Below are 21,272 nucleotides of genomic sequence, written 5' to 3'. Positions count from 1 at the left end.
ATTGAGTGTATGCAGCGTTTCAACAACTGTCGATTTTTTTAACGGTCACTGAAAGCCTTATGCCAAATTCAACTGATAGGTGGTAGAAGTAATCGTGGATAGATTTAAACAATCTGAATCACCCTGGCCCAGCCTTCAGAGGGCGAGTCCGTTTACAAGCCTACACGACGAAACCGGCACGGGCTCTCACCGCGCTGCCCCCAGCCTTCCCTGCTGCAGGAAGAGTGGCTATATTATGGCCACCATGCACGTAGATCATTTATGAAAATCAACGCCCTACATCCCTGGAACATCACAGAAACCCAAGCGGCCGCTATACAGAAGAGCTTGAGCGCCTGGATCATCCAGGATGAAGAGGCTTTGGAGGGGGTGGAGCTGATTGCACGGGCGCAGCTGCTGTACAACCTGGATGACGAATACAGCACCGCAAACGTTACCCTGTTCCGTGTGCCCGGGTTTGAAGTGGTTGAGCGTCACAGCGCGACCTTGCGCCTGGATTTCCCTGCGCTGCCGGGGTTGATGTCATTTCGCAAGGCACCGGTATTACTTAAGGCCCTTTCGGCCCTGAAAGAAACGCCTGACCTTATAATCTGCGATGGCCGAGGGGTTACCGATACCCAGCGTTTTGGGTTAGCCAGCCACATTGGCCTGATGTGCAACATCCCCACGATCGGCTGGCGTTCCGCACCCCAGGGCCCCATAACACAACGCATGAAGCTTAAACGCGGTAACTGGATCCCCCACAAAACGGCCCAGGGTACCCATGGCGCCCTGCTGAGAGTGCACCCCGACCTCCCTCCCATCTACGTTTCCAACGCCCACCGCATCAGTTTGAAGCAAGCCCTGCGTTGGTCACTCCAGGCCGTTCCGCCCACCCTTGAGAACGCCGATATGCTGGAGCTGCTTACCCCACAGCCCATCTCACAGTTGAGTCAGCTGAACCCCTCACCGGAGTTGGGATAACCCGCCGATCAACACTTGGACTGGTACTGGAGCCGGAAGCGAATTACTATGACGGGCTACGCGATTGAAAGCTGGCCAGTGCCCCTATGTCTGGACATAAGACCCTCATATCCACCCGAGCCGCCCGCGGCGAAGCTACGAATTTTTATTCGCGATTCCTGATTTATCTTACCGCCACTACAACGCTGGCCGCGGCTTACTCGGCCAAAGTGGTACCCGATTACCTGGTCTGGGCGCTTCCCTACCTGCTGCTTTACCCGCTCCTGTTCAAGCATCACCGTCTTGATCGATTTCGCGATAGCCCAACCGCCGCGAGTCTGGACGGCCTACACATAGGCTCGCTGATTGCCGCCTGGGGATTCATGCCCGCACCCAGTCTGGTATTGTTGTTGCTCATTGTGTTGAACAGCCAGTGCTATTCGGGAGCCCGCAACCTCCCCTACCTGTTCCTTTTCCTGATCGCCAGTAGCGCCAGCCTGTTTTTCCTGCTGCAGCCCGAGTTTGTCCCCGCCGCCCCGCCGGTTTGTCTCTTTGCCGTGGCGATCACCACAAGTCTCTACCTGGCTGTAACAGGAAAAGAAATCCATGCTCGCAAGCATAAACTGCAGGCCCGGGATCGACAGCTTAGGGAGGAGAAAGAGCGTCATATTCGGCTTATGAGCAAGCTCAGCCGTTACCTTTCGCCGCCGGTGTGGGAGTCTCTTTTTTCCGGCGACCAGGACGGTAGCCTGGAAACCCAGCGCAAGCGCCTGACGGTGTTCTTCAGCGATATCAAGGGATTTACCGAACTGTCGGAGGAGATGGAATCCGAAGAACTCACCGAGCTGCTGAACAACTACCTCACCGAAATGTCGAACATCGCTCTCAAATACGGTGGCACCATCGACAAGTTTGTGGGCGATGCCATCATGGTGTTTTTCGGGGACAGCAAAAGCGGGGGTGCCAAACGGGACGCACTGGCGGCGGTTTCCATGGCGATCGCCATGCGCAAACACATGAAGGTATTGCGCCAGCGCTGGCTTAGCCAGGGCATCCAGCGGCCACTGCAGATTCGTATGGGAATCAACACGGGCTTCTGCACGGTCGGAAATTTCGGGGCCGCCAGCCGTATGGATTACACCATTATCGGTAAAGAGGTTAATCTCGCCAGTCGCCTCGAAAGCAACGCCGAGCCGGGCCAGATTCTGATCTCCTATGAGACCTACTCCATGATCAAGGATGTGATTATGTGCCGCGACAAGGGCGCGCTGGAGGTGAAAGGGTTCAGTCGTCCGGTTCCCACCTTCCAGGTGGTCGATTTCCGCAAGGACCTGGGAGCCGACCAGAGCTTCATCGAGCACCAGATCGATGGATTTTCCATGTACCTGGATACCGAGAAGGTAAAAAGCTACGACAAGGAGCGCGTCGTGCAGGCTCTGCAGTCAGCGGCACGCCAGCTTAAGGAGCGGGTGATCCTCTAACCCCTCAGGGCGCTGCCCTAAGGCCGGCAGGCACAGCGTTACTGGTTGGCCAGACGTCCATTGCCAAAGCTGCACTCCCCCAGCGAACGACAGGGGTTGATATCCAATCCTCCTCTTCTCACATAGCGCGCCACCACCTCCAGGGACTCGGCCTTGGTGATCGCCTTGATATCCATAAAAATACGCTCCACGCAGTGCTCATGGAAGTCGCTGTGCTGCCGGAAGGATACGATGTACTTCAGGAGCGATTCACGGCAAAGGCGCTTTCCCCGGTAGGCGATCATCAATGTGCCCCAGTCAGGCTGCCCCGTGACTGGACAGTTGGACTTCAGCAGCCGGCTGTAGAGACGCTCATTGACCACCATATCGGCTACCTGCAGCAGGCCTGCATCGGTATCGTAATGGTCGATCGAAACATCCAGGTCATCAATGCCATCGCCGAGGGGGAGTTCCAACCCCGCTTCCGAGACCTGCTGATGGGTCTGGATAGCAACCCCGACCGGCGCCCCCGCCGCCGCCGAAAGATCCCGCTCCAGCACCCCCTGTAGTGTCCCCTGATCACCAATACGGCTCTGGTTGAAGGAGTTGAGGTAGAGCTTGAACGATTTGGACTCAATGATATGGGTCGAATCGCAGGGGATGGAAAAACGCCCCACCGCCACCTGCGGCTTACCGTTGAGGTTGAGCCAGGAGAGCTCATAGGCGTTCCAGATATCGACACCCCTGAACGGCAGTAGCTCACCAATCCCCAGGGCGGCGCGGTTCTCGCTGCGCGCGATGGGGTGCAACAGCTGCGGGCTGTACTCACAGACATATTCGGACTGCTTCCCCAGGGGGGAAAGGTGCAGGTCTTGGCTCATCGAGAACTCCTCCTAGTGACGTAGACCGGTTCCACGACGCAACAGGAACAACGTAAAGCAAAAAACGATCACTGTCAGCAGGGCCAGCAGGGCCAACGCCTCAACCACAGGCACCCCATCGGAGTACCCCAAAATACCGTAACGGAAGGTATTAACCATGTAGAGAATCGGGTTCAGGTGAGACAGCCCCGCCCAAAAATCCGGTAATACATTGATCGAATAGAATACCCCCCCGAGATAGGTGAGCGGGGTCAGGACAAAGGTCGGGATAATCGAAATATCATCAAAACTGTTGGCGTAGAGCGCATTAATAAAGCCCCCCAGCGAGAACAGCACCGCCGTCATCACAACCGCCAGTATAGTCACCCCGACGCTGTGCATCGGCAGGCTGGTAAAGGTCAGCGACAGCAGGGTCACGATGCTACCCACCAGGAGGCCCCGGATCACACCGCCACAGACAAAACCAGCCAGCATCAGGTAGTCAGGCACCGGTGAGACCAGAATCTCCTCGACGCTGCGCTGGAATTTATTGCTGTAAAAGGAGGAGGCAACATTGCCGTAGGAGTTGGTAATGACCGACATCATGATCAGCCCAGGCACCACGTACTCCATATAACTGAAGCCGCCCATTTCACCGATACGGGAGCCGATCACGCTGCCAAAGATAACAAAGTAGAGCAGCATGGTGATCGCCGGGGGCAACAACGTTTGCGGCCAGATTCGCAGGAAACGGCGTACCTCCTTGATGGCGATCGTCATAAAGGCGATCCAGGCGTCAGCCGCTCTCATAGCAAGCCCTCCTGCTTTTCAACCAGGGACACAAACAACTCCTCCAGCCGGTTAGAACGATTACGCATACTGGATACTTCAACCCCCTGGGCCTGGAGCTCTGCAAACAGATCATTCATATTTTGGCTCTTGTCCATCTCCACCTCGAGGGTAAAGTCATCCATCCGCCTGACACGGTAGCCTTCTACATCCAGCGATGGGGGCAGACTCTGGCGTGCATCCAGTATAAAGGTCTCCACATTCAGCTGGCCGAGGAGCTGTTTCATAGAAGTATTCTGAACCAGGCGTCCCTTGTCGATAATCGCAATGTGACGACAGAGCTGCTCAGCCTCCTCGAGATAATGGGTGGTCAGTATGATGGTGACACCTTCGTTGGCATTGATCTCCCGCAGGAACTGCCACATGCTGCGCCGCAACTCGATATCGACACCGGCAGTCGGCTCATCAAGAATCAACAGCTTGGGTTTATGGATCAAAGCACGGGCGATCATCAGCCGTCGCTTCATCCCTCCCGATAACAGCCGGGACTGCACCGCTCGCTTATCCCAGATACCCAACTTCTTGAGGTAGTACTCTGCACGCTCGCGAGCCAGGGCACGGGGGATGCCGTAATAGCCGGCCTGGGTGACCAGGATATCGATCGGCTTTTCAAACTGGTTAAAATTAAACTCCTGGGGCACCACCCCCAGGTGCTGTTTAGCCTGACTCAGATCGGTATCCAGGTCGTGGCCAAACACCGTCACTGTCCCTGCACTTTTGGTGACCAGTGAGGAGATGATGCCGATGGTGGTGGATTTGCCCGCCCCATTGGGGCCCAACAAAGCAAAGAAGTCGCCCTGCTGAACACGAAAGTCGATCCCCTTGAGCGCTTCGAAGCCGTTCGCATAACGCTTCGTCAGACCCGAAATTACCAATGCATCATTCATATCGTTGCTGTCTCTTTTAGTCCCTGCAGATAGTGCTTCGGCTGGCACAGCCTCCCCCCTTCAGCGGAAGGCAGGGGGTAAGCGAGGGCCGCCGATTATACCTAAAGCGGAATCATTCCGGCACCACCTCACTGACATCCCCGTGACGGCACCCTATAATGGCCTCCCCTACCACTACCGACAGTGTATCGATCGCCATGGCTGCTTTTTCTCTCCCCCGCTTACGCTTCGAACTCCTCCAGCAACTCCAACAACAGCTCAGGCAGCTGGTTGAGAGTGGCACCATGCCGGAGTTCAGCGATAACCCATTGCTCGCCAAGCTGGAGCAACTGCTGCCAGAACTGGAGCAGGGAGAGGAGTCGGCGCTGTTTGATGCACAGCAGTCGATCAGCCTGCTGATCGCCAATTTCCCCCAGCTGACCCCCCTCGTCAGCCGGGACCTGCTGTGGCTGCTTGGTGGTGACTGCCTTCACTGGATGCCCGAGGCAGAGGTAGAGCTCTACCAGCAACTGGAGGAGCTCTATCACCAGGCGCTTGAGAAGGGGAACGATTTTGACTGGGTGGCTACCCGCCAGCAGTTAACCACCCAGCCTCAGGGGCTTCATTAGGCCGCCGTTTCAGTCACTCGCCTGGGCGAGGCGGGAATCCCGAAAAAGAGCGTATAAAGGACCGGCACCACGATCAGGGTGAGCAGGGTTGCGAAGCTCAAGCCCCCCATAATGGTGACGGCCATTGAGCTGAAAAAGACATCGTACACCAGAGGGATCATCCCCAGTACCGTGGTCAGGGCGGCCATCATCACCGGTCGCACGCGGCTTACCGAGGAGTCCACCACAGCCCGGTAGGGCTCCTTGCCCTCCTTGATCTCCAGGTCAATTTGCTCCAACAAGACGATGGCGTTTTTGATCAGCATCCCCGAGAGGCTGAGAAACCCGAGCAGCGCCATAAAGCCAAAAGGCTGACCACTGAGCAGCAGGGCAGCGCTCACCCCGGTCACTGAGAGCGGTACACAAAGCCAGATAATCAAGGGCTGTTTGATGGCATTGAACAGCAGGATCACTGTCACCAGCATCGCCAGTATTCCCAGGGGGATAAACTTGAACACTGATTTGCGTGCATCGGAAGAGTCCTCAAACTCCCCGCCCCACTCCATTCGATAACCCGGCGGCAGATCGATCGCCTCGATCTGTGGACGCAGTCGATTGAGGAGGGTGCTGGCCTGCCCCTCCCTCGGGTCGCAGGAGGCAGTCAGGGTGCGAACGCGGTCGCGGCGTTTAATGATGGGATCCTGCCAGTGGGTTTCAAACCCATCCACCACCTGCTGGATCGGTACGGGGCGGTTCAGGGTAGGACTCCACACCTGCAAGCCGGCGATATTACTGATGTCGTTTCGCTCTGCTTCAACCGCGCGGATCACAATCGGCAGCAAAGTGGTTCCATCCCTATAGGTACCGACGGTTCGTCCCTCAAAGCCCGCCTTGATGGCACTGGTCAGGTCAGGTCGGCTCACCCCCGCCTGTCGCGCGCGAACCTCATTGAACAGGGGAACCAGCACCTTGGTTTGCTGGCGCCAGTCATCGCGGACGTTATCGGCATTGCTGTCGGCCCACATAATCTCCTTAGCCTGGCTTGAAAGCTCTCGGAGCACTCTTGGATCGGGGCCGCTGAAACGTACTTCAATCTTGGAATCTCGCCCTGGTCCGAGCCGTACCCGCTGGAACTTGGGTTCGCTGTCGGGGAAAGTCTCTGCAATATGCAGTCGGGCCCGGTCAATCAGTGAACCGATCTGGGTGTTATCCTCAAGCTTGACGATCAACTGTCCATAACTGCTGTTAACCCCCTTGGGGGCATAGACCAGGAGAAAGCGGGACACCCCTCGACCCACAGAGGTAGTGACCGACACCACTTCCGGTTGCGCCAGCAGGTACCGCTCGATCGCCTTGAGGTCATCGCTGGTTGCGCGAATATCGGTACCCTCCGCTCGCCAATAATCGATGTAAAAGATCGGCGTGTTGGAGTCAGGGAAAAAACCCTGTTTGAGGTAGCGAAACCCAACGATCGCGGCTGCCAGCAGACAGACCACCAGCAACAGGGTCAACCAGCGAAAACGGATCGCCGACACCAGCATCGCGCGATAGCCCCGGTACAGGGGGTGATCGTAGATCGCCGCCTCACTGGCAGCGCCGCCGCGCTTGAGAATCAGGTGACAAAAGAGCGGGGCCACTGCAACCGCGGTGTACCAGCTCAACATCAAGGAGATAAAGATGACCCAGAACAGGGTGTTGCAATAGGCCCCCGTTTTATCCGGCGACAGGCCAATGGGGGCAAAGGCAAAAATCCCCACCAGGGTGGCGCCAAAAAGCGGCCACAGGGTTTGATCGACAACGGTTTTAGCAGCTTTCAGGGCGCTCTGGCCGCGCTGCATCCTGACCATAATGCCTTCGGTCACCACTATGGCGTTATCTACCAGCATCCCCAGTGCGATAATCAATCCCCCCAGGGAGATGCGCTGCAGGTCTATCCCGGTGATGTACATCACCAACAGGGTTCCCGACACCGTCAGCAGCAAAATGGCACCGATCAGCAACCCACTGCGCGGCCCCATAAAAATCAGCAGCACCAGGATTACAATCCCCAGAGCCTGGGAGAGGCTGACCAGGAACCCCTCAACCGACCGTTCCACATAAACAGACTGCTCGTAGACCGGGTGAATCTCGATACCCGCAGGTGTGCTGGCCCGCAGGGCACGAATTCTCTCCTGAATCGCCCTGCCGACGTCGATTACATTGACCCCGTTTTGCACCGCCACGGAGAGGGTCAAGGCGGGCTCAGCGTTATGACGGATGATCTGGGTAGGCGTCTCATCGTAATCGAGGGATACCGTCGCCACGTCATCGAGGTGAATCAGTTTGGGGGCCCCATGGCGATAATCTGCCTGCTGGTCCGCCAGCCCTTCGATGGTCTGGCTGTAGGCTGGACCCGCCCCCAACTGCTTGATGAGCAGAGCGCCGATCTCCTCGGGCGAGTTGAACTCACCTGAGGGGTTGATCACCAGGAACTCATTGTCGACCCGTACCCGCCCCGAATCAGTCAACAGGTTCTGTTCTGAGAGTGTTTTAGCGATTTGGTTGGGGGTGATCCCCAACTGTGAGAGCTTGTCACGCGACATATCGACAAAAATGCGCTGACCCAGCACGCCACCATACTGCACCTTGGCAACTCCGGGGACCATCAGCAGGTCCCGCTGCAAGACCTTGGCAAAATCCTTGAGCTCACGGTTGGAATAGCCGCTGCCGGTGATGGCGTAAAACATGCCAAACACATCGCCATAGGCGTCCCACACCAAAGGCTCTGATGCCCCCGGCGGCAGCTGCGTGATATCGCGCACCTTGCGTCTCAGTTCGTCCCACACCTGCGGAAGGGTTTTCTCATTGAAGTGGTCCTGAATGGTGACCCTGACCTCCGAATACCCCTGCTGTGAAATAGACTCAACCCGCTTGAGTTGGGGCAGCAGTTGAACTGCGTTTTCGATATGGAAGGTCACTTCCTCCTCCACCTGGGTCGGTGATGCGCCCGGGTAGTGGGTGATAATTTTGGCTTCCTTGATCACATAAACCGGATCCTCGAGGCGGCCCAGCTTTTCAAAACTGATCACGCCACCGAGGCCGAGTATCACCACAAAGAGCCAGGTCGATATGCGACGGGTAATGCTAAACTCCGCGATGTTCATCAGCGTCAGAGTCCCCCTTCACGGGTAAGCAGGCGCACCTGCTGCCCCTCCCGCAAAAAATGTACCCCTGCGGCCACAATTCGATCCCCCGGCGCGAGCCCGGCGGCGATGCGGATACTGTCACCCTCGAGCCCAGCTACTTCGACTAGTTGCTTGCTTAACCGGTGCCCCTCCCCCACCTTAAATACCGCGCTTTGCTGCTGCTCATCGCTATAAACAGAACCCGCCGGTATCAGATAGCTATCGCGCTTCTCCAGATCCAGCAGAGTGGGTATCCGGGCGCTGATCTGTGCAGTCATCCCGGGCAGAATGGTAATCCCCTGGGGCGCCGGCATCTCGTAAACGGCCTCGTAGGTTTGGGTGGCCGGGTCCGCCACCGTCGACAGCTCCTTGAGGGTTACCTCAAAAGAGCGGCCCGGCAGCGCCGCAAAACTGGCCATGGGCTGATACTCGGGCATCTGCCGAATCTGCTGTGCCATGGCCACAATGTTCTCAGGGACATTGATGCGAATCTCGATTTTCGACAGGTCCTGAATCTTGATTACCGGCTCTTTCGCCTGTAGCCGCTGGAAGTTCTCCACATAGCGGCGCGATACCTGCCCTGAAAAGGGCGCGCGCAGGCGGGTGTGTTCCAGGTCGCTACGGGCCGTTGCCAACGCCGCCTGTTTAATTTTGAAATCCGCTTCTGCTGCCTCTAACTGGGCCTCGGAAACATGCCCCTTTTTATACAGCTGTTGGTAGCGCCGGAAATCCGCCTCGGATTTGTGATGCCGGGCCTCGGCATCGTCCAGCTTTAGCTGCAAGTCGTGGGGGTCAAGCCGCGCTACCAGCTGCCCCTGGGTAACCTGTTGAGACTCCTTGACCGGCAGCTCAACCAGGTCTCCGGCGATCTTGAAGGCCAGCACCACCTGCTCGCCCGCATCCACCTTGCCCGGTAACGAACGCAGCACTCCACGGGCCGGGTCCTTGATAGTCAGAATCTTTACAGGCCGAATCGGCTCCACAGTGGTTGCCTGTTCATCTTTGCAACCACTCAGCAGCACAGCCATGGATAGCCAGGCCACACTCAGCAAATTTCGAGTTTGTACACCCACAGGAATCTACCTTGATTGGTTTTATAGAGTCGCGCTCAATCGCTGAGCAACACTTAGTTGGCATATCAACTAAAAGACCCAGTATACACCAATCCAGGCGACCGCTCACCCCTTCAGGGAGTACTCAATCGCATCCGAAATCAGCGGGTGCCGAAAAGTAAAACCCGCCTTCAATAAGCGCTCAGGGACGACCGCTTGCCCTTTCACGAGCAGGTCCGATGCCTCCCCAAGCAACAGCCGCATGGCATAGGCAGGGACCGGCAGCCAGCAGGGCCGCCCCAGAACCTTGGCCAGAGCCTCGCTGAATACCCTGTTGCTGACAGGATGGGGGGAAGTGGCATTAAAGGCCCCCGACAGATCATTGCTATGTAGCAAAAAAAGGATGGCGGCTATCAGGTCCTCACGCTGAATCCAGGAGATCATCTGCTTGCCAGTGGCAATAGGACCACCCAGCCCAAGTTTAAAGGGGGGCAGCATTCTGCCAAGCGCTCCCCCATTTGCGGCCAGTACTACACCGATACGAAGCCGGCACACCCTCACCCCTAGGGCCTCAGCCTTGATGGCCGCAGCTTCCCATCGCTGGCAAAGGGTAGAGGCAAAATCCTGTTGTCCTCCCTGGCTTTCATCGAGCAACTCGGTCGGGTCATGATAGCCGTAATAGCCCACCGCAGAACCACTGATCATCGCCTCGGGTGGTCGTGACAAACCACCCAGCCAATCCACCAGGCGCAGGGTTAGGTTCTCTCGACTCTCCAGCAGTTGTTGCTTGCGGCGTTCGCTCCAGCGGCTGTCTACGATTCCCTCTCCCGCCAGGTTAATCACACCATCGACCTCAGCCACCTGGTCAAAGCTGCTGATGTAGCAAATCTTACCCCCGAGCGTGTTGAGGGATGCGGGCTCTCGGCGTGTTAATACCCAAAGGCGATAGCCTGCCTCCACGAGGGTGGGTAAAAGCTGATAACCGATAAAGCCGGTTCCGCCAGTGACTAACAATGACCTGTCCATAACCTCTCCTACGGCGACTGTCCGCCGGCGCACTTAAATTCCTCTGATAGACTATAGCAAGGTATAGAGTCCCACCCGATTGTTATGCCCAGTATGCTGAGGAGGGCCACCCAATGGAGGGAGAAGGACGGCTGGCGAGGTGCTTGCCATGAAGCGGGAACCAAAACGCTTTCGTTTTACCATACAGGTGCAGATAGCGACCCTCATTGTCGCTCTGATCCTGATTCTTGGCGTCACCCTGGCCTGGTACAACTACAGTCGCACCAGCGAGATCATCTACGGCGCCACCAACCAGCTTTCCAGCCAGATTGCCGAACGGGTTATTCAGCAGGTCAACCTCACCTATGGCCCCGTTGGCAACAACCTCTCCATTCTCAGCCTGATCGGGCTTGAGCGGGCACTCAACCTCGAACAGCGGCTGACCCATATAGGCACACTTCACCGTGCGCTCATTGACCTGCCCGCAATGTCGGGCCTGCAGATCGGCTATGAGGATGGTGACTACTTCATCCTGCGCCCGGTTACCGCCTACCTGAGAACTCGCTTTTCGCCACCCGATAATGCCTTTTTGATGGTGGACAACATAGATTATGCAGGCGAGCAATCGGTTTTCAGCCGTCTCTATTTTGACGAGGATTACCACCTCCTCTCTCAAACCATCGAACCCTATACCGGGTATGATCCACGCACTCGTATCTGGTATCAGCAGGCGATCAGCCAACAGGACACCGTGCGCACTGAACCCTACCTGTTCTTTTTTATGCGACAAGTGGGAATCAACATTGCCCGCGCCCTGCCCGGCAACACGGCAGTGATTGCTGCCGATGTCACTTTACAACAGCTGTCAGCGACCATCGCCGGCGCTCAATTTACCCCCTCATCAGAAGTGGTGGTGGTTGATCCACAGGGGCAGGTCCTTGCCTACCCAGACAGCAAACGCATCATACTGCAAAGCAGCGACGACCAGGTTAGCCTCTCACACATTACGCAACTGGGAAGTTCAGCTCTTACCTGGTTTGACAGCGTATCCAAACTGGCTCCGGGACAAATCGAATTTGAGCAGGGGAAATTGCAATGGACCGGTAGCGTGCGCACCCTGCCGAGCAGCAGCGGCCTTGACCTGCGAATGATCGTGGTAGCACCCAATCATGAGTTGTTCTCCGAAGCCTACACCATCCGCTGGGAGCTGATGCAGATCACCATCCTCTTGATTCTATTGGCAATGCCGGTTGCCTGGATACTGGCAAAGCGAATTGCTACCCCGCTTAACCGCCTGGCCGAGCACGCCAGGGCCATCAGCAACATGGACTTTGACCCCAAGACCCGAGTCTACTCCATGATCAAGGAGGTGGATGAGCTGTCGGACGCCACCCACATGATGAGCGACACCATATCCCGGTTTTTATCGTTGATCGACTCCCTGGCCCGGGAGAAAAACCTTGAAGCGCTGCAGGAGAGAATCCTCAAAGAAACCTGCGAGGTCGCCCATGCCGATGGAGCCCTGCTCTACCTGCTCGATGCCGATGATGCGGCCATGTCACCCTCTACACTGTACAGTCATGGCCTTTTTCAGCAGCACAACCTGCCTGACATTGAGGTACACAAAGAGCGGAGCCCACTGACGCGCGCACTGACAAACAAGCGCCCCAGCACGATCACTATCGATGCCAACGAGGGCAGCCTGCCCGAGCTCGCCACTGCGATGCAAGCCTCCCGACTGAACATGATCGCCCTGCCGCTGCACGACCGGCAGCAACAGGGATTCGGGCTGCTCTGCCTGTTGTTTATCCCCATTGAGGGAGAAGACGACTCTGCGAGTCGACACCAACTCAACTTCGTTGATGCCCTGTCCGGTTTCGCAGCGGTCTCCCTCGAGAGCAAGCAGTTGCAGCTGATGCAAAAGCGGCTGCTGGACTCCTTTATAAAGCTGATCGCCGGTGCCATAGACGCCAAATCGCCCTATACCGGAGGCCACTGCCAACGGGTGCCCGAACTGACTCGCATGATCTGCGAGGCAGCCCACCACTCCGATACCCCCGCCTTTAGCAACTACCACCTGAGCGATGAGGACTGGGAGGCGCTGGATATCGCATCCTGGCTACACGACTGCGGAAAGGTGACGACCCCGGAATATGTGGTGGACAAAGCCACCAAACTGGAAACCCTCTACGATCGTATCCATGAGGTAAGGATGCGATTTGAGGTGATGAAGCGGGATGTCCAGCTCGATTACTGGATAGCGATCAGTGAAGGGGGCAACCCTGCGGAGCTGGCAGCGGAGCGCGACCGCGAGCTGGCTAACCTGGATGAGGAGTTCAGTTTCATCGCCCGGTGTAACCAGGGCAGCGAGTTTATGTCGGAGGAGGATCAACAAAGGCTTACGCGTATCGCCCGGCGAACCTGGCTTCGTACGCTGGATGACCGCATGGGGGTTTCCTGGGAGGAGCTACAGCGCAAGGCGGCCCGTCCCCCTGAGACCCTGCCTGTGCTTGAACGCGCCCTGGACGACAAGCCGGAACACCTTATTCCAAGGAGAGAGCAGGACCGGATATCTCCCGACAACCGTTACGGATTCAAAATTGACACACCGGAGCACAAATACAACAGGGGGGAGCTGTACAACCTTTGCGTCGCCAAAGGCACACTCAGCGAAGAGGAACGCTATATGATCAATGATCATATTGTGCAAACCATCATTATGCTTGAAAAGCTGCCCTACCCAAGGCATCTGCGCGATGTACCCGCGATTGCTGGAGGGCATCATGAAAAAATGGATGGCACCGGTTACCCCAAAAAACTTGGGAGAGACCAGCTTTCCATCAGTGCCAGAGCCATGGCGATCGCAGATATCTTTGAGGCCCTGACGGCTTATGATCGTCCCTATAAGGCTCCCAAAACCCTGAGTGAAGCCTTGGAAATCATGGAGCGAATGGTTAAGGATGAGCACATTGACGGAGAACTTTTCAGGCTGTTTGTCGCCAACCGAATTCCTGAGCGCTACGCTGAACTGTTTCTAGAAGCGGAGCAGCGCGACCTGTACCCAAGCGGATGAAAGCCTGTCATTTGCTGAGATAACGCATACCCTCCTCCAGGCCCTTGACTGTCAGGGGATACATTTTATCCTCGATCAGCTGCTTGATCATTTGGGTAGACTGGGTGTAGCGCCAGGTGTCCGGTGCGTGGGGGTTAAGCCAGATCACCTTATTGAACTTTTCGCATACCCGTTGCAACCAGAGAGCACCAGGCTCTTCATTCCAGTGTTCTACACTTCCCCCTATGTGACTGACCTCGTAGGGAGACATCGATGCGTCACCGATGAAGATTACCTTGTAATCACTGCCAAAGGTATGAAGAAGATCCCAGGTGGAGGTTCGCTCACTCATACGGCGGAGGTTATCTCGCCATACGCTTTCATAAAGGCAATTGTGAAAATAGTAAAACTCCAGGTGCTTGAACTCGGTTTTGCAGGCAGAAAAAAGTTCTTCACACACCCGGACATGTGGGTCCATGGTGCCGCCGATGTCGATAAACAGAAGCACTTTGACCGCATTATGCCGTTCAGGAACCAGCTTTAGGTCGAGCCAGCCGCCGTTACGAGCAGTCGATGAGATGGTGTCATCGATATCCAGCTGCTCTGCAGCCCCTTGGCGAGCAAACTTACGAAGGCGTCGAAGCGCCATCTTGATATTACGGGTTCCCAGCTCCACATCCTCATCCAGGTTGCGAAAACTGCGCTGATCCCATACTTTCGCCGCGCTTTGATTGCGCCCTCCTTCCTGGCCTATGCGGATGCCCTCCGGATTGTAACCATAGGCGCCGAAAGGCGAGGTGCCACCGGTTCCTATCCAGCGGTTGCCGCCCTGATGTCGCTTTTTCTGCTCCTCGAGACGTTTCTTGAACTCCTCCAGCAGTTTATCCAGGCTACCGAGGGATTCAATTTTGGCCTTCTCCTCCTCCGTGAGAAATTTTTCAAACTCCTTGCGCAACCACTCCTCAGGGATCATCGCCTGTAGAAGCTCATCAATATTCTCAAGCCCTTCAAAATAGGCACTGAAGGCGCGGTCAAAGCGGTCGAAGTATTTCTCATCCTTCACCAGGCAGGTGCGAGCCAGAAAGTAAAACTGGTCGACATTGGCAAAGACCACCCCTTGTTGGAGAGCCTCCATCAGGTCTAAGAGTTCCTTCAGGGTGGCGGGAACCCGGGCCGCCCTGACCTCAGTGAAAAAATCGAGCAACATGGCCTAGCCCTGACGCCCCTGGCGGCGAGTCATAAAGGCCAACCGCTCCAGCAGCTGCACGTCCTGTTCATTCTTAACGAGAGCACCGCACAGAGGAGGAATCGCCTTGGTGGCATCACGCTCCTGCAATAGTCTCGCGCCCACATCATCGGCCATGAGCAGCTTCAACCAGTCGATTAATTCTGAGGTTGAGGGCTTTTTCTTGAGACCCGGAACCTGCCTCACGTCGAAAAACACCTCCAGAGCCTCCTTCACCAGCTGCTCAGCCAGGCCGGGGTAATGGACATCAACGATGCGAGCCATGGTGTCGCGATCGGGAAATGAGATGTAGTGGAAGAAGCAGCGGCGCAGGAAGGCGTCGGGCAGCTCTTTTTCATTATTACTGGTGATGATGATAATGGGGCGATGCACCGCCTTAACGGTTTTCTGGAGTTCGTAGACAAAAAACTCCATACGATCGAGCTCCTGCAGGAGGTCGTTGGGGAACTCGATATCAGCCTTATCGATCTCATCGATCAACAGCACCACCTGCTCGCCGGCCTCGAAGGCTTCCCAGAGCTTGCCTTTGACGATGTAGTTGGAGATATCGTGAACGCGGTCGTCACCCAACTGGGAGTCCCGCAAGCGAGATACTGCATCGTACTCGTAGAGTCCCTGCTGGGCCTTGGTAGTGGATTTGATGTTCCATTGAATCAAGGGATAACCCAGCGACTCTGCCACCTGTTCGGCCAGCATGGTTTTACCCGTCCCGGGCTCTCCTTTAACCAGCAATGGCCGCTGCAGGGTAATCGCCGCATTAACCGCCATTTTCAGGTCATCGGTGGCCACGTACTGCTGGGTACTATCAAATTTCATCGCGCTTACCTCGTTTAACGAGCCTCGTTGTGTTCTCTGCTATCGTAGATGATAACTATTTCGGCCACAGCACTCTATCGGAGACCAGTTGACACATCAACCACAGAGCCAGCTTATAACTATCAGTTATTTATAAACAAAATATTCGGATATGTGATTTTATTGAGCTCAATTATAGTGTTACACCACTATCCTTAAACCACCCTACCCAACCAGGATCGAGCAATGAGCAAACTTTTCGAGGACAACTCCCTAACGATCGGTAAAACCCCTTTGGTACGGCTGGCAAAGCTTGCCCCGAACGCCAGGGTTTACGGGAAACTGGAAAGCCGCAACCCTGCCGGCAGCGTAAAGTGCCGAATCGGCGCCAACATGATCTGGGAAGCCGAGCAGTCAGGTCAACTTAAGCCAGGCATGGAGATTGTCGAGCCAACAAGTGGTAACACCGGTATCGCACTCTGCTTTGTCGCCGCGTCACGGGGCTACAAAATCACCCTGACCATGCCCTCCTCCATGAGCCTTGAGCGCCGTAAAGTGATGAAAGCCCTGGGTGCCAATATCGAACTCACAGAACCCGCCAAGGGGATGAAAGGTGCGATCGCCAGAGCCGAGGAGCTGGTCGCCTCAAAACCCGGGCACTATTTTATGCCGGGCCAGTTCACCAACCCCGCGAACCCGGCGATTCACGAGAAGACGACCGGTCCCGAGATCTGGGACGATACCGATGGAGAGATCGATATTCTCGTCGCAGGGGTCGGCACCGGCGGTACCATTACCGGCGTTTCCCGCTACCTGAAGAACACCCAGGGAAAGGCGATCACCAGTATTGCCGTCGAGCCCATTGACTCACCGGTGATCGGGCAAACCATAGCCAACGAAGAGCTCACCCCTTCTCCCCACAAAATTCAGGGAATCGGGGCCGGCTTTGTGCCCGCTAACCTGGACCTTGAAATCGTCGATGAGGTAGAGCAGATCAGCAACGAGGAGGCGATCGCTACGGCTCGTCGCTTGATGCAGGAGGAGGGAATCCTGGCCGGTATCTCTTCAGGCGCCGCCGCCGCCGCGGCCATCAAAGCGTCCGAGCGAGAGGAAAATAAAGACAAGCTGATTGTGGTTATTCTACCCGACTCGGGAGAGCGCTACCTCTCCACGGTTCTCTTCGACGGAATGTTCAGCGAGAACGAATCGGTTCAGTAACCGCGCCTTGTCCAACAGCAGGGGCTACGTTAACCACGCAGTCCCCTGCCGCTGAACTACAGCAAGAGCACCCCGTCCCTGAACACCCTGAACTCACCCGCTTTCATTGGATTCCATTGCTCGTTCTCGGTCAGCGGACTTGTGGCGATTACGGTCACCACATCCCCGGGGGTGGTCTCATTGCGAAAATCCACACTCAGCTCCGCATCCTTGAGTTCCGCCATCGAAAAGGGAGCCTTGCGGGTCAACCAGCACAGCCGCGTGCTGCAGTAGCAATACAACTGGCGGGCATCGCAAAACAGCATATTGAACACCCCCATCGCCCCCAACTGCTCGCAGAGGCGCCTGATCTCTCGCCACAGTGTCTGCGGCCTCCGGGGAGGCTTTGGAAAGCGCTCCCGTAACTGGCCCAGTAGCCAGCAAAAGGCGTGCTCACTGTCAGTGGTCCCAACCGGTCGGTAACATCCAAGCGGGAGCCGCTTAACCCCTTTGAGCTGGCCATTGTGGGCGAAGGTCCACTGCCGCCCCCACAACTCGCGAACGAACGGGTGGGTGTTCTCAAGGCAGATAGCCCCAGAATTTGCCTGTCGAATATGGCTGATCACATTACAGCTTTTAATAGGGTAATGGCTTACCAGCTGCGCGATTTCCGAATGACAGCTGGGCGTTGAGTCACGAAACTCGCGAACCGCAGCGCCTTCGTAAAAGACAATCCCCCAGCCATCGGCATGGGGGCCTGTTTTACCACCCCGCTCCATCAAGCCTGTAAAGCTGAAGCAAATATCGGTAGGGACATTGGCACTCATGCCCAACAGTTCACACATGCACTACCCCGACACGTAACAAGTTACCCTATCGTGAGTCCCTATCATCCTCACCCTCTTCGTCCGCAGGGGCAGGGGCCGGCTTGGGTTCACGAATAAATTTGAGGTAAACAAACACCAGGCCTACAACGACCAGCAGATTAGCAAGTGCTAAGGCGATATACAGCCAAAGCCGCGACTCCTCCTCTGGCTCACCGGGCTCTTCGGCTTGACCCGCTTCTTCTGCCTCAGCCTGCCCTTCTGGGCTAGACGGCTCTGCTGGCTCAGCGGTCTGGGTATCGCTATCGGTCGCGGGAATGTCAGTATCGGCCTCGGGAGGCAGATCCGTATCAGACTCAGCCGTCTTTTCCGCCTCGTCAAGCAACCCCGGCTCCGCCTGAAGCTCCTCCACCTGAGCCGGCTCGGGATCAGTGGGCTGCTCTGGCGACGCTATTTCTACCCCCGGCTCGGCTACCGGTGCCGTCAACAGTGTCGCCTCAGGGTAACTAAGGGTGAGCGGGCTGGTGACCTCGAACGGTTTGCCCTCCTGGGTAACCGCTGACACCTTCAGGTTAATCTGGTACTCCCCCCGGACCAGGGCTTCAATCGGAAAGCTCCAGCGACGAGCCTCCGCATCGAGGGTAATAACCCCCCTAAGCTGCTTGGTGCCATCGGGCTTGATCACCCGCGCAAACACCTCGGTAGCGCCCCGGTCGATCGACTGGGTGCGCGGAACCACCTCCACATCAAACCGGTCCGGCCCCTGGCCTGTAACCAGGTTGGCCCTGAACAGGAAGGGCTCACGCACAGAAAGCGGCTGCCGTTGCTCGCGCTTGAAGGTCTGCCCATCTGCGAGCACGATAAGCTCATAGTCACCCGGATCCGGCAAGGGTGGCAGCCTGTGTTTGAAAATGCCGTTTACAAACTCGCTTCCTGCGGCCCTGGCCTGAGAAACGATCTCGCCCTCGCCATCGCGGAGCTCAATCCCAAGCGCAATCAGCTCCAGCAGTGCCGGGTCCTTCAGCGGTTGGCCGGATTCGGTGAAGCCCACCTCCAGCGATAACTGCTCGCCCACATACGCATTAGGGGATAAACGGGAGACCTCCATCTTGAAGTCACTGACAACCGTAACCCTGTTATCGGGTCGCTCCTGCGACTGCAATAGCCACTCCCCCTCATAGGGCTGGGGTATGGTGATCAACTCATAGCCGGGCGCGGCGTACCATCGCACCCCCTCCCCGGGCTGGTTGCGGTCAATCACCGCTTCGGAGGGGGACCTGAGCTGCACCCGGTCATCGGGACTGCTCTTGAAAGCCAGAAGGGTAAACTCATCCACCGATGAGTCAATCAAGAAGCGGTTATCCTTTAAGGGAACCTCTTCTACCGGCTCGGCCTGCTCAAGGGCTTTAAGAAAAAGTGTTGTCAGATCCTGGGCACTACTGGCACGGGATGAGAGGCCACCGCTGTCGATGGCCAGGGTATCCATGAGTTCGCGATCCGAGTTCTCAGAAAGTGCAATGGTGTGAATACGATAACCACGCCCGGCCAGTTCGGGCAGCTGCTGGCTCAGGATACGCTCCCGGGCCTCCGCGTCAGCGGCTTTCTCCTTGGAGACATCGACCATTCCATCGGTCAGCAGGATCAGGTTGCGCTCGCTGTCGGTTGCCGGATCATTTCGGTCGAAGCTCGCCTTATCGAGTACCGCCCCTATGTTGGTGTAGAGCCCAACGGAGTTGATCTGCTTGATGCGCTCACGGGCACGTTTACGCCACAGCTCGTTGACGGTGCCGTAGGGGACCAACATATTGACCTCCTGGCCAAAGGTCCAGACACCTGCTTTGGCGCCATCGGGGAGGAGATCGGTCATCAGCTCAACGGCCGGAACCCTGAGATTATCCGGGTCATTGGCCTTCATGCTACCGGAGATATCGATCAGCATCCGCACATCATTGCCCATCGCTCCCGCGGTATAGCCAGACAGGGCCAGCAGGGCCATCACAACGACCCAGCGGATACTACCCAGTACGGTTCCAATCAACGCAAAGCCTCCCATTTCCCTATGAACAAATCGCGCCGGCACGCAATGGCTTCCGCCGCGCCAAAATCCCCTGCGCCGCAGATGAAACGACTACTGCAGCGTTTCCAGCACCCGCCGGCCACGCTCGGTAACAAACCAGCGCTCACCCTTGGGGCCTCGACTACGGCCAGCAAGGCCTTTGGTGATCAACACCGCCAGGGTCTGGCGAACCGTGGCTTCGTCCGCACTACTGTCTTCACAGAGGCCCGACAGTGAGCGGAAAATAAAGCGCCCGCTGGCGAGGGTTTTCAGCACCTTATTGCAGGTCACATCCAGGTCGGAAGGATTGACTTCCTCTCCTGCGGCTACCTGGCCAGCCAACTCCGTCTCTGTCTCGGTTTCGATCAGGGGAGCAATCTCCTCCTGCAAATTCCTCAGCTCCACCAACAGCTCATCGACTCGCATCGAGGCTCGACTGGCCTCCTCCGCGACTCGATCCCCCACTGAGCCACTCAGGTAACGTGACAGAATCGCAGCAATCAGGCAGATACTGGTAAATATCAGCAGTTTTGACGGGTCCTCTGCGCTTTCAATGACCAGTTTGATGGAGAGGACATCCAACACCACCGGCACCAAAAAGGAGGCCCCGATGCCCAGCACGACAGGACGCATCCAGGCGTTGGGGCGCTCATCGGTGCGTCCCAGCAGATAGAAATTGACAATACCGCCAAAGGCTCCGGCGATGAGCATCACAATCGCCAATACAAAGAAATGATTATCCATTGCAACCTCATTCAGCCCAGGCTTTCGGTAAACGTGCTCCTGAGCACCCTAACTATCACAATCTCGCGCTTGCACCCACAACCTGCCAAGCAACCGAGGGTTAATTTATCTATTCAAACAATGAGTTATAACACAACTCTACAGCAAACACTCAATATGAGGGTCGACTTTCGGTGGCAACACAGCTGTGATCATGACGACTGAGGCGGACGCTGCTCCCTCTTACCCGCCCCCCAGACAGCATCCACCAAAAGGAGAAACAGCAACAACGCCAGCAGGCCTAACAGAACGGGCAACGTTCTTAACATCGACTCCGGCCCCAGGGTCAGTCCATCAAACAGCATGGTGAGAAAGGCGGGGGAAAGCGGCCCGCTTTCATTACCCTGCGGCCAGGGGGTGCAGAGCACAATCCAGGCGCCGGCCCTCAACAGTATCTTAAGGGACCGCGCACGGATGGAGCGGGTCATACGGTACCAGACAAGCAGACACCCCATAGCAGCCAGCCAGTAGACACCCCATGCCCAGAGGTAATATTGTGCACCCATTAAACCC

Annotated in this window: 17 protein-coding genes; 5 read left to right on the top strand and 12 right to left on the bottom strand. The window is 56.6% G+C overall.

The genetic code is table 11. The features are described from left to right. The first annotated feature begins 261 nt into the window (after positions 1-261). Together D0544_RS05560 and D0544_RS05555 are read left to right on the top strand one after the other, a co-directional pair. A complete protein-coding gene (locus D0544_RS05560; protein ID WP_125015002.1) occupies positions 262-963 on the top strand; it encodes an endonuclease V in 702 nt (233 codons plus the stop codon). Between the two features lie 86 nt (positions 964-1,049). Continuing rightward, positions 1,050-2,423 (top strand): adenylate/guanylate cyclase domain-containing protein, encoded by a 1,374-nt coding sequence (locus D0544_RS05555; protein ID WP_125015001.1) that lies wholly within the window; start codon positions 1,050-1,052, stop codon positions 2,421-2,423. Between the two features lie 38 nt (positions 2,424-2,461). Here D0544_RS05555 and queF read toward each other — a convergent pair whose 3' ends face one another. Genes queF through D0544_RS05540 form a run of 3 tightly spaced genes read right to left on the bottom strand, consistent with a single transcriptional unit; the run spans position 2,462 to position 4,998 of the window. Beyond that, positions 2,462-3,283, bottom strand: a complete 822-nt coding sequence (gene queF, locus D0544_RS05550) for an NADPH-dependent 7-cyano-7-deazaguanine reductase QueF (protein WP_125015000.1) — start codon at positions 3,281-3,283, stop codon at positions 2,462-2,464. A 12-nt stretch (positions 3,284-3,295) separates the two neighbouring features. Further along, on the bottom strand, positions 3,296-4,072 hold the full coding sequence (locus D0544_RS05545) for an ABC transporter permease (protein ID WP_125014999.1): 777 nt from the start codon (positions 4,070-4,072) through the stop codon (positions 3,296-3,298). Further along, entirely contained in the window at positions 4,069-4,998 is a 930-nt protein-coding gene (locus D0544_RS05540) for an ABC transporter ATP-binding protein (protein ID WP_125014998.1), read from the bottom strand. Before D0544_RS05540 ends, D0544_RS05545 begins: the two co-directional genes overlap by 4 nt. 158 nt (positions 4,999-5,156) lie before the next feature. Here D0544_RS05540 and D0544_RS05535 point away from each other — a divergent pair, with 158 nt between their 5' ends. Continuing rightward, positions 5,157-5,606 carry a PA2817 family protein gene (locus D0544_RS05535; RefSeq protein ID WP_125014997.1) on the top strand — a complete coding sequence of 150 codons (450 nt, stop codon included), beginning with the start codon at positions 5,157-5,159 and terminating at the stop codon, positions 5,604-5,606. Here D0544_RS05535 and D0544_RS05530 read toward each other — a convergent pair. From D0544_RS05530 to D0544_RS05520, 3 genes are all read right to left on the bottom strand, one after another. After that, a complete protein-coding gene (locus D0544_RS05530; protein WP_125014996.1) occupies positions 5,603-8,728 on the bottom strand; it encodes an efflux RND transporter permease subunit in 3,126 nt (1,041 codons plus the stop codon). The two genes, D0544_RS05535 and D0544_RS05530, sit on opposite strands and share 4 nt — an antisense overlap. A gap of 5 nt (positions 8,729-8,733) precedes the next feature. Then, positions 8,734-9,777, bottom strand: coding sequence for an efflux RND transporter periplasmic adaptor subunit (locus D0544_RS05525; protein ID WP_207905767.1), 1,044 nt, complete (start codon positions 9,775-9,777; stop codon positions 8,734-8,736). A gap of 150 nt (positions 9,778-9,927) precedes the next feature. Further along, a complete protein-coding gene (locus D0544_RS05520; protein WP_125014994.1) occupies positions 9,928-10,827 on the bottom strand; it encodes a TIGR01777 family oxidoreductase in 900 nt (299 codons plus the stop codon). A gap of 148 nt (positions 10,828-10,975) precedes the next feature. Here D0544_RS05520 and D0544_RS05515 point away from each other — a divergent pair, with 148 nt between their 5' ends. Continuing rightward, positions 10,976-13,879, top strand: a complete 2,904-nt coding sequence (locus D0544_RS05515) for an HD domain-containing phosphohydrolase (RefSeq protein ID WP_125014993.1) — start codon at positions 10,976-10,978, stop codon at positions 13,877-13,879. A 7-nt stretch (positions 13,880-13,886) separates the two neighbouring features. Here the strand turns inward: D0544_RS05515 and D0544_RS05510 are convergent, their stop codons facing one another. Beyond that, the gene (locus tag D0544_RS05510; protein WP_125014992.1) at positions 13,887-15,065 is read right to left on the bottom strand and encodes a vWA domain-containing protein; all 1,179 of its coding nucleotides are present in this window, start codon (positions 15,063-15,065) and stop codon (positions 13,887-13,889) included. A 3-nt stretch (positions 15,066-15,068) separates the two neighbouring features. Further along, positions 15,069-15,920: an AAA family ATPase gene (locus D0544_RS05505; RefSeq protein ID WP_125014991.1), complete on the bottom strand. Its 852-nt coding sequence runs from the start codon at positions 15,918-15,920 to the stop codon at positions 15,069-15,071. 225 nt (positions 15,921-16,145) lie between these two features. On the opposite strand from D0544_RS05505, the gene cysK reads away from it, so the two are divergent. Then, positions 16,146-17,117, top strand: coding sequence for a cysteine synthase A (gene cysK / locus D0544_RS05500; protein WP_125014990.1), 972 nt, complete (start codon positions 16,146-16,148; stop codon positions 17,115-17,117). Positions 17,118-17,173: 56 nt separating this feature from the next. Here cysK and D0544_RS05495 read toward each other — a convergent pair whose 3' ends face one another. From D0544_RS05495 to D0544_RS05480, 4 genes are all read right to left on the bottom strand, one after another. Then, the gene (locus D0544_RS05495; protein WP_125014989.1) at positions 17,174-17,941 is read right to left on the bottom strand and encodes a class II glutamine amidotransferase; all 768 of its coding nucleotides are present in this window, start codon (positions 17,939-17,941) and stop codon (positions 17,174-17,176) included. Positions 17,942-17,969: 28 nt separating this feature from the next. Beyond that, positions 17,970-19,958 (bottom strand): VWA domain-containing protein, encoded by a 1,989-nt coding sequence (locus tag D0544_RS05490; RefSeq protein WP_164880843.1) that lies wholly within the window; start codon positions 19,956-19,958, stop codon positions 17,970-17,972. Between the two features lie 90 nt (positions 19,959-20,048). Next, on the bottom strand, positions 20,049-20,720 hold the full coding sequence (locus D0544_RS05485; protein ID WP_125014987.1) for a YEATS-associated helix-containing protein: 672 nt from the start codon (positions 20,718-20,720) through the stop codon (positions 20,049-20,051). Positions 20,721-20,911: 191 nt separating this feature from the next. Beyond that, entirely contained in the window at positions 20,912-21,265 is a 354-nt protein-coding gene (locus tag D0544_RS05480; protein WP_125014986.1) for a hypothetical protein, read from the bottom strand. Positions 21,266-21,272: the final 7 nt, after the last annotated feature.

The organism is Aestuariirhabdus litorea, from assembly GCF_003864255.1.
Classification (GTDB): domain Bacteria; phylum Pseudomonadota; class Gammaproteobacteria; order Pseudomonadales; family Aestuariirhabdaceae; genus Aestuariirhabdus; species Aestuariirhabdus litorea.
The sequence above is the reverse complement of the archived record's forward strand: the minus strand, read 5'-3'. Positions and strand labels throughout refer to the sequence as shown.

Excerpts from the sequence above, each read along its gene's own strand:
- D0544_RS05560 (WP_125015002.1), top strand. The coding sequence starts at position 262 with ATGAAAATCAACGCCCTACATCCCTGGAACATCACAGAAACCCAAGCG.
- D0544_RS05555 (WP_125015001.1), top strand. The coding sequence starts at position 1,050 with ATGTCTGGACATAAGACCCTCATATCCACCCGAGCCGCCCGCGGCGAA.
- queF (WP_125015000.1), bottom strand. The coding sequence starts at position 3,283 with ATGAGCCAAGACCTGCACCTTTCCCCCCTGGGGAAGCAGTCCGAATAT.
- D0544_RS05545 (WP_125014999.1), bottom strand. The coding sequence starts at position 4,072 with ATGAGAGCGGCTGACGCCTGGATCGCCTTTATGACGATCGCCATCAAG.
- D0544_RS05540 (WP_125014998.1), bottom strand. The coding sequence starts at position 4,998 with ATGAATGATGCATTGGTAATTTCGGGTCTGACGAAGCGTTATGCGAAC.
- D0544_RS05535 (WP_125014997.1), top strand. The coding sequence starts at position 5,157 with ATGGCCTCCCCTACCACTACCGACAGTGTATCGATCGCCATGGCTGCT.
- D0544_RS05530 (WP_125014996.1), bottom strand. The coding sequence starts at position 8,728 with ATGAACATCGCGGAGTTTAGCATTACCCGTCGCATATCGACCTGGCTC.
- D0544_RS05525 (WP_207905767.1), bottom strand. The coding sequence starts at position 9,777 with ATGGCTGTGCTGCTGAGTGGTTGCAAAGATGAACAGGCAACCACTGTG.
- D0544_RS05520 (WP_125014994.1), bottom strand. The coding sequence starts at position 10,827 with ATGGACAGGTCATTGTTAGTCACTGGCGGAACCGGCTTTATCGGTTAT.
- D0544_RS05515 (WP_125014993.1), top strand. The coding sequence starts at position 10,976 with ATGAAGCGGGAACCAAAACGCTTTCGTTTTACCATACAGGTGCAGATA.
- D0544_RS05510 (WP_125014992.1), bottom strand. The coding sequence starts at position 15,065 with ATGTTGCTCGATTTTTTCACTGAGGTCAGGGCGGCCCGGGTTCCCGCC.
- D0544_RS05505 (WP_125014991.1), bottom strand. The coding sequence starts at position 15,920 with ATGAAATTTGATAGTACCCAGCAGTACGTGGCCACCGATGACCTGAAA.
- cysK (WP_125014990.1), top strand. The coding sequence starts at position 16,146 with ATGAGCAAACTTTTCGAGGACAACTCCCTAACGATCGGTAAAACCCCT.
- D0544_RS05495 (WP_125014989.1), bottom strand. The coding sequence starts at position 17,941 with ATGTGTGAACTGTTGGGCATGAGTGCCAATGTCCCTACCGATATTTGC.
- D0544_RS05485 (WP_125014987.1), bottom strand. The coding sequence starts at position 20,720 with ATGGATAATCATTTCTTTGTATTGGCGATTGTGATGCTCATCGCCGGA.
- D0544_RS05480 (WP_125014986.1), bottom strand. The coding sequence starts at position 21,265 with ATGGGTGCACAATATTACCTCTGGGCATGGGGTGTCTACTGGCTGGCT.